The organism is Neisseria sp. HMSC065C04 (assembly GCF_001815375.1).
Taxonomy (GTDB): domain Bacteria; phylum Pseudomonadota; class Gammaproteobacteria; order Burkholderiales; family Neisseriaceae; genus Neisseria; species Neisseria flavescens_D.
The window spans coordinates 1-430 of record NZ_KV820418.1; the positions used below are offsets into that span (position 1 = coordinate 1).

Genomic DNA, 430 nt, shown 5'->3' on the forward strand with positions numbered 1-430 from the left:
TTGTGCTTGGGCATTGTCCGTTGGGACGGCCTTTTATTATTGGCGTTTTTATCTAAAGAAAAAACGCGAACAAATCAATACGGATTTTTGGAAGAAAATCGCAGAAGAATTGGATCCCAACGGAGATTTGGGTTGCTATACCATTCGTCTGCATGACTCTTCTGTGCCGAGAAAGTTGGTGGAGAGGGTAAATGACACCGTCTATATCAATATGTCGGGTTCGGAAAATCTGCATCCGGTCGTTTCCAATTTGCTTGAAAATACAGCCCATAAGTATGTTTCTGTGAGTCTGGAGCTGTGGCTTTCCCCTGCGGAAAATACCGATATTGCGACCACTTTGCGCACATGGTTGCGTAATATACTTTTTCTGCAGAAGAGCACGGGTTTGACTATCCCGGTGCACTGGTTGATTCAAACGCCGGTGTCTTTT

Annotated in this window: 1 pseudogene; it reads left to right on the forward strand. The window is 44.7% G+C overall.

The features are described 5' to 3' along the window. Window positions 1–430: pseudogene (locus tag HMPREF3022_RS11745) on the forward strand (OmpA family protein); the annotation flags it as partial.